The sequence below is a fragment of the Rhodovulum sp. genome (assembly GCF_011048875.1).
Classification (GTDB): domain Bacteria; phylum Pseudomonadota; class Alphaproteobacteria; order Rhodobacterales; family Rhodobacteraceae; genus Rhodovulum; species Rhodovulum tesquicola.
The window spans coordinates 1-6,047 of sequence record NZ_DSDD01000481.1 but is presented as its reverse complement, the minus strand read 5'-3'; the positions used below and the strand labels follow the sequence as shown (position 1 = coordinate 6,047).

The window sequence follows — 6,047 nt, the reverse complement described above, 5'->3', positions numbered from 1 at the left end:
GCGATCAAGGCGGCGGTGCCCGAGATCGCGGTGATGACCGATGTCGCGCTCGACCCCTACAATTCCAACGGCCATGACGGGATCGTGCGCGACGGGGTGATCGTCAACGACGAAACCATCGAGGCGCTGGTGAAGATGGCGCTTGCGCAGGCCGAGGCCGGGGCCGACATCCTGGGCCCGTCCGACATGATGGACGGCCGGATCGGCGCGATACGCCAGGCGCTGGAGGCGGCGGGCCATTGCGATGTCGCGATCATGTCCTATGCGGCGAAATATGCCTCTGCCTTCTACGGCCCGTTCCGCGATGCGGTCGGGGCCTCGGGCGCGCTGAAGGGCGACAAGAAGACCTACCAGATGGACCCGGCCAACAGCGACGAGGCGCTGCGCCTGATCGAGCGCGACCTGTCCGAAGGGGCCGACATGGTGATGGTGAAACCGGGCATGCCCTATCTCGACATCTGCTGCCGGGTAAAGAACGCCTTCGGCGCGCCGACCTATGCCTATCAGGTGTCGGGCGAATACGCGATGCTGATGGCCGCGGCGCAGAATGGCTGGCTCGACCGCCAGAAGGTGATGATGGAGAGCCTTCTGTCCTTCAAGCGCGCGGGCTGCGACGGGATCCTGACCTATTTCGCCCCCGAAGCGGCGCGGCTGCTGCGCGCGGGCTGACTGCGCACAGGCGGGGCCGCGCGCGGGGATTTGCCGCCTGTCACTCTGCAAGGGTGACAGGGCGCGGCAGGGCCTCTATAGTTTGTGTCAAAGGTCGGCAAGGCCACAACAAGAGGCACAGAGCGATGCAAGACAGCAAGAGCATGACCGGGCGTCTGTCGCGCCGCGGCTTCATCGGCGCGATGGGCGCGACGACGGCGCTGGCGGCCTGCGGCAATGGCGTGGGCAGCCAGGGGGGCGCGTCCCTCGACAACCGGGTGGACAGCACGCGGAACTTCCTGTTCAGCCGCTATCCCGGCACGCAGGAGCTTGAGGCCAAGTCGCATGGCGTGCTGTGGATGCCGCTGATCACCAAGGCGGGGCTGTGGGTGGGCGGGGCCTATGGCCGCGGCGCGCTGCGGATCAACAACGTCACGGTGGATTACTACTCGGCCACCAAGGCCAGTTTCGGCTTCCAGGTCGGCGCGCAGCAATATGCCCATGCGCTGTTCTTCATGACGCCCGACGCGTTGCGGATCTTCCGCTCGGGTCCGGGCTGGTCGGCGGGGGCGGATCTGGAATACGCCTTCCTCAACGACGCGGGCGCGGTCTCGGCCTCGACGCTGACCTCGCTCGACCCGGTGATCGCGCTGGTCTTCGGTCAGCAGGGCCTGATCGTGGGCGCCTCGCTCGAGGGCACGAAATACACCCGCATCATCCCCTGAACGCCGGGACAGATGACACCCGGCGTCAGGCATTCGCAGGGAAGTCCCGGCCACGCCCCTTTCCGGCGGGGTCCTTGCCCGTCTGGTGAAAGACCGCCTTTCGCCCGGGCCCGCCTCCCGTTGGTCAGGGTCCGGGCCGGTCGGAGGGAGGGTGCAGCCTGCCCGACCGCCAGCAACGATGCCCTCCCCCCCCGGCAATCCGGCACGCCGGTCCGCGGCAAGAGACCGCCGTATGGGCAAGGTCCGTGCGCTGCCATGCGACGCATGGGTCAGGGGCGGATGCCCGTTCTCAGCCTCCGGCAGAGCCGCTGTCGCGTTTCCAGACCGCCGCGGCGATCTCTTCGCGGCTCAGCCCCTTTTGCTCGAGCGACTTGATGTCCTTGAACATCTGTTCCGCCTCCAGGACGAGGGCGCAGTTCTCGCACAGGTCGCCCGATTTCGAGCCGAACAGCCCTAGAACCTTTCCACATTCTCGACAGGTCGCCATATGTTCCATACTCCAGGATCGCATTTCAGCCTAGCCGCGAATCCTTAACGAAATCCTTCCCCGCCCTGGATATCCCGCTCCCGGCCGGATACGAAGGCGACCAGCGCGCGGGTCGACCCGTCCAGTTCCTCCCCCGGGCATTCACCGCACAGAACCGGCGCCAGCGCGGTCGCCAGTTCCTTGCCAAGCTCGACCCCCCACTGGTCGAAGGAATTGATGCCAAGGATCACGCCCTCGACGAACACCCGATGCTCGTAAAGCGCCACGATCGCTCCCAGCACCTGCGGGGTCAGTTGCGGATAGATCAGCGTGCTCGAGGGCCGGTTGCCCGGAAAGACGCGATGGCGGGCCTGGCGGTCCAGTTCCGCGCCGGTGAACCCCGCCCGCGCCGCGATGGCGCGCGCCTCGTCAAGGCTGCGCCCGCGCATCAGCGCGGCGGATTGCGCCAGCGCATTGGCCAGCAGCAGGCGATGATGATGCGCCAGTTCGGGTTCGTGCCCGCGCGCGGCGACAAGAAACTCGCAGGGCACGACCTGCATGCCCTGATGCAGCAACTGGTAAAACGCGTGCTGGCCGTTGGTGCCGGGCTCGCCCCAGACCACGGGGCCGGTGGGGCGCGGGGGGCTTGTGCCCTCCATCGTCACCCTCTTGCCGTTCGATTCCATCTCCAGCTGTTGCAGATAGGCGGGCAGCCGCGCCAGGCGCTGGTCATAGGGCAGCACCGCGCGGGTGGGATGGCCCAGCACCTGCGCATGCCAGATCCCGACCAGCGCCAGCAGGACGGGCAGGTTCCCGCCCGGCGGCGCGCTGCGGAAATGGGCATCCATCGCCGCGCCGCCCGACAGGAAATCGTCGAAGCGATCAGGCCCGATGGCCAGCATCAGCGACAGCCCGATCGGCCCCCAGACCGAATAGCGCCCGCCCACCCAATCCTCGAAGCCGAAGACCCGCTCGGCCGGGATGCCGAATGCCGCCGTCCGCTCCTGAGCCGAGGACAGCGCGACGAATTGCGCGGCTGGATCGGCGACACGGGCGGCCATCCAGTCCCGCGCGGTTGCGGCATTGGTCATCGTCTCGATGGTCGTGAAGGTCTTGGAGGCGACGATCACCAGCGTCGTTTCGGGGTTCAGCCCCTTCAGCGTGTCGGCGACATGCGCACCGTCCACGTTCGAGACGAAATGACAGCGCGGCCCGTCATGGTAGGGCGCAAGCGCCTGCACCGCCATGGCCGGGCCCAGATCGGACCCGCCGATGCCGATATTGACCACATCCGTGATCGCGCCGCCCTGCCCCGCGAATAGCCCTCCCCGGACCATTTCGGCAAAGTCCCGCATCCGCGCCCGCGTCGCGCGCAGCTCCGGCATCACGTCGCGCCCGTCCACCAGGACCGACCCGCCGGGGCTGCGCAGCGCCGTGTGCAGCACCGCCCGGCCTTCGGTCTCGTTGATCCTGGCGCCGGTGAACATCGCCTCGCGGCGCGCGGCGACATCGGCCGCCTCGGCAAGGCCCAGCAGCAGGTTCAGCGTCTCGGCGTCGATATTCGTCTTGGAATAGTCGAACAGCATGTCGCCGAATCGCGCCGAGAACGCGGCGGCGCGGCCGGGATCGTCGAACAGCGCCGAAATCGGCCGGTCGGCCACCGCGCGCGCCCTGGCGTCGAGCGCCTTCCAGATCCTGTCCATGTCCATCCCCGATTATCCCGCCCAGTGGATCGTGGCCGATCCCAGCACCGCGCAGACCGGGGCCAGCAGCGGATCGTCGATCTCGACCGCCCGTTCCAGCGCCGCGCGCTTCTCCGCCCCCGTGATTAGGACATGCACGACCGTCGCGCCGCGCAGCGCCGGGCCGGTCAGGCTCACCCGCGGCTCGGGCTGGCCCGGGGGGGTGATCTGCATCACCGGCGGCGCATCCGGGCGAAGCGCGTCCTCAAGCTCGGGCGCGCCCGGAAACAGCGAGGCCACATGCATGTCCGCCCCCATTCCCAGCACGAGAATATCCAGCGGCAGCGCGCGCCGCACCCGCTCGGTCAGACCGGCCATGCCGTCGGCACCGGGGCGCAACCCGATCAGCCGCGCCTCGGCCGCCGCCCCGGTCAGCAGGCGGGCGCGGATCATCCCCTCGTTCGAGCGGGCGTCGTCAGGGGCCACCAGCCGTTCATCGGTCGGCAGCACCCGCACCCGGTTCCAGTCCAGCGAACTGGCGCAGAGCGCGTCGTAAAGCGGCCCCGGCGTGGTGCCGCCCGGCACCGCGATGCTGGCCTGCTCGGCATTGAACAGAACGGTGTTCAACTCCCCGGCCAGCGTGTTGGCCAGGTCGATCATCATCATCTCGGAATCGGGATAGGTCATCAGTTTCATGGACGAATCTCCCGCCAGCGCCGCCCGTCGCGATGCATCAGCATCAACGCATCCTCGGGCCCCGAACTGCCCGGATCATAGGGCTGGGGCCGGTCGCCGCGCGCCTGCCAGGCGGCGATGACGGGATCGGTCCAGGCCCATGCGGCCTCGACCTCGTCGCCGCGCATGAACAGCGTCTGGTTGCCGCGAATCACGTCCATGACCAGCCGCTCATAGGCACCCGCGATATCCTCCGCCCCCGGTCCCAGCGCCTGGGCAAAGGACATGTCCAGCGGCACCTCGATCAGCCGCATGCCGCCCGGCCCGGGCTCCTTGATCGTCACCTTCAGCTTGATCCCCTCGTTCGGTTGCAGCCGGATCACCAGCACGTTCGATTTCTGTCCCTCCTGCTCGCCGAAGATCGAATGCGGCGGATCCTTGAAGGTGATCGCGATTTCCGAGGTGCGCGCGCGCAGCCGCTTGCCGGTGCGCAGATAGAACGGCGTGCCCTTCCAGCGCCAGTTCGACACATGCGCCTTGAGCGCGATGAAGCTCTCGGTCCGGCTGTCCGCGGTCCCGGCATCCTCGGCATAGCCGGCATGGCCGTTGCCCGCGATATATTGCCCGCGCACGATATCGCCCGGCTCGACCGCGTCGAGCGCGCGGATCACCTTGAGCTTCTCGTCCCGGACCGCGTCCGGTTCAAAGGCATAGGGCGGCTCCATCGCGATCAGGCACAGAAGCTGCATCATGTGGTTCTGCACCATGTCGCGCATGGCCCCGGCCTTGTCATAATAGCCCCCCCGCCCGGCCACGCCCACGGTTTCGGCCACGGTGATCTGGATGTGATCGACATATTGCGCGTTCCACAAGGGCTCGAACAGCATGTTGCCAAACCGCACGGCCATCAGGTTCTGGACCGTCTCCTTGCCGAGGTAATGGTCGATCCGGTAGATCTGCTGCTCGTCGAAATGGGCGGCCAGCGCGGCGTTCAGCGCCCGCGCGCTGGCAAGATCGTGGCCGAAGGGCTTTTCCACGACGATCCGGCAACCCTCGCGGTTCATGCCGTGGCGACGCAGGCCGCGCGCCAGATCGCCGAACAACCCCGGCCCGACCGAGAAATAATAGGCCTGCACCGCGACCGGGCGGACCCTCGCGGCCAGTTCCGACCAGCCGTCCTCGGCCGTGGCATCCAGCCGGACATGGCGGAGCCGCGCAAGGAAACGGTCAAGCGCCGGGCCGTCGATCCGGTCGGCGGGCACATGTTCCAGGATCGCGCGCCGGACCTCGGCCCGCCAGACCTCGTCATCCATCACCGAGCGCGCGGCCCCGATGATCCGCGCCGCATCCGGCAATTGCCCCGCCAGATCACGCCGGTAGAGCGCCGGAAGGATCTTGCGGGTGGCAAGATCGCCGGTTGCGCCGAAGATCACGAGATCGAAGGGATCGACCGGGATCACGCGTGAGACCATCTGAACCCTCGCCGGATCGGTGGCGGGGAGCCGCCCCACCCTACCCTGCCTAGACGTCCATTCACGACAGATCCATAGCTTTCACGGAAAAGGTCGTAAAGCCGCCGCTTGGTCCGACCCTGCCCCGCATCGGCCTTCGCCCTCCCGATCACGCCGCCGATGCGTCTGCGGTCCGGAACGGTTTTCCTTGCGCGGCCTGTCGGCCTGCGGACCGGGAATCGTATTCCCACCGTTTCACCCGGTCCGAAAAGGTCGTTCCGGGGATGCGGGCCGACAGCCTTTCGCGGTGGGTGCCCAGGATCCGCTCCACCGAACCGTGGAGCAAGACGGCCGGGCGGCCGCGCCTGTTTTCGAGAAACGACGCTGCCCGAAAACAGGC

General features: G+C 67.9%; 7 protein-coding genes. 2 read left to right on the top strand and 5 right to left on the bottom strand.

Annotated elements, in window-relative coordinates:
- Positions 1-669 (top strand): porphobilinogen synthase (gene hemB / locus ENN83_RS16255; RefSeq protein ID WP_287188808.1); only part of this gene is annotated, 669 nt, incomplete at its 5' end.
- A 125-nt stretch (positions 670-794) separates the two neighbouring features.
- The gene (locus ENN83_RS16250; RefSeq protein ID WP_287188806.1) at positions 795-1,373 is read left to right on the top strand and encodes a YSC84-related protein; all 579 of its coding nucleotides are present in this window, start codon (positions 795-797) and stop codon (positions 1,371-1,373) included.
- 289 nt (positions 1,374-1,662) lie between these two features.
- Here ENN83_RS16250 and ENN83_RS16245 read toward each other — a convergent pair whose 3' ends face one another.
- From ENN83_RS16245 to ENN83_RS16225, 5 genes are all read right to left on the bottom strand, one after another.
- On the bottom strand, positions 1,663-1,884 hold the full coding sequence (locus ENN83_RS16245) for a hypothetical protein (RefSeq protein WP_287188804.1): 222 nt from the start codon (positions 1,882-1,884) through the stop codon (positions 1,663-1,665).
- 20 nt (positions 1,885-1,904) lie between these two features.
- Positions 1,905-3,542 (bottom strand): glucose-6-phosphate isomerase, encoded by a 1,638-nt coding sequence (pgi, locus tag ENN83_RS16240; RefSeq protein ID WP_287188802.1) that lies wholly within the window; start codon positions 3,540-3,542, stop codon positions 1,905-1,907.
- A 12-nt stretch (positions 3,543-3,554) separates the two neighbouring features.
- Positions 3,555-4,217: a 6-phosphogluconolactonase gene (gene pgl / locus ENN83_RS16235; RefSeq protein ID WP_287188800.1), complete on the bottom strand. Its 663-nt coding sequence runs from the start codon at positions 4,215-4,217 to the stop codon at positions 3,555-3,557.
- A complete protein-coding gene (zwf, locus tag ENN83_RS16230) occupies positions 4,214-5,668 on the bottom strand; it encodes a glucose-6-phosphate dehydrogenase (RefSeq protein ID WP_287188797.1) in 1,455 nt (484 codons plus the stop codon). Before zwf ends, pgl begins: the two co-directional genes overlap by 4 nt.
- Positions 5,669-5,816: 148 nt before the next feature.
- On the bottom strand, positions 5,817-6,047 hold a 231-nt coding region (locus ENN83_RS16225; protein WP_287188796.1), incomplete at its 5' end, for a hypothetical protein.

Bases quoted from the DNA above. Each gene is read 5' to 3' on its own strand.
- ENN83_RS16245 (WP_287188804.1), bottom strand. From the start codon at position 1,884: ATGCGATCCTGGAGTATGGAACATATGGCGACCTGTCGAGAATGTGGA.
- ENN83_RS16250 (WP_287188806.1), top strand. From the start codon at position 795: ATGCAAGACAGCAAGAGCATGACCGGGCGTCTGTCGCGCCGCGGCTTC.
- zwf (WP_287188797.1), bottom strand. From the start codon at position 5,668: ATGGTCTCACGCGTGATCCCGGTCGATCCCTTCGATCTCGTGATCTTC.
- pgl (WP_287188800.1), bottom strand. From the start codon at position 4,217: ATGAAACTGATGACCTATCCCGATTCCGAGATGATGATGATCGACCTG.
- pgi (WP_287188802.1), bottom strand. From the start codon at position 3,542: ATGGACAGGATCTGGAAGGCGCTCGACGCCAGGGCGCGCGCGGTGGCC.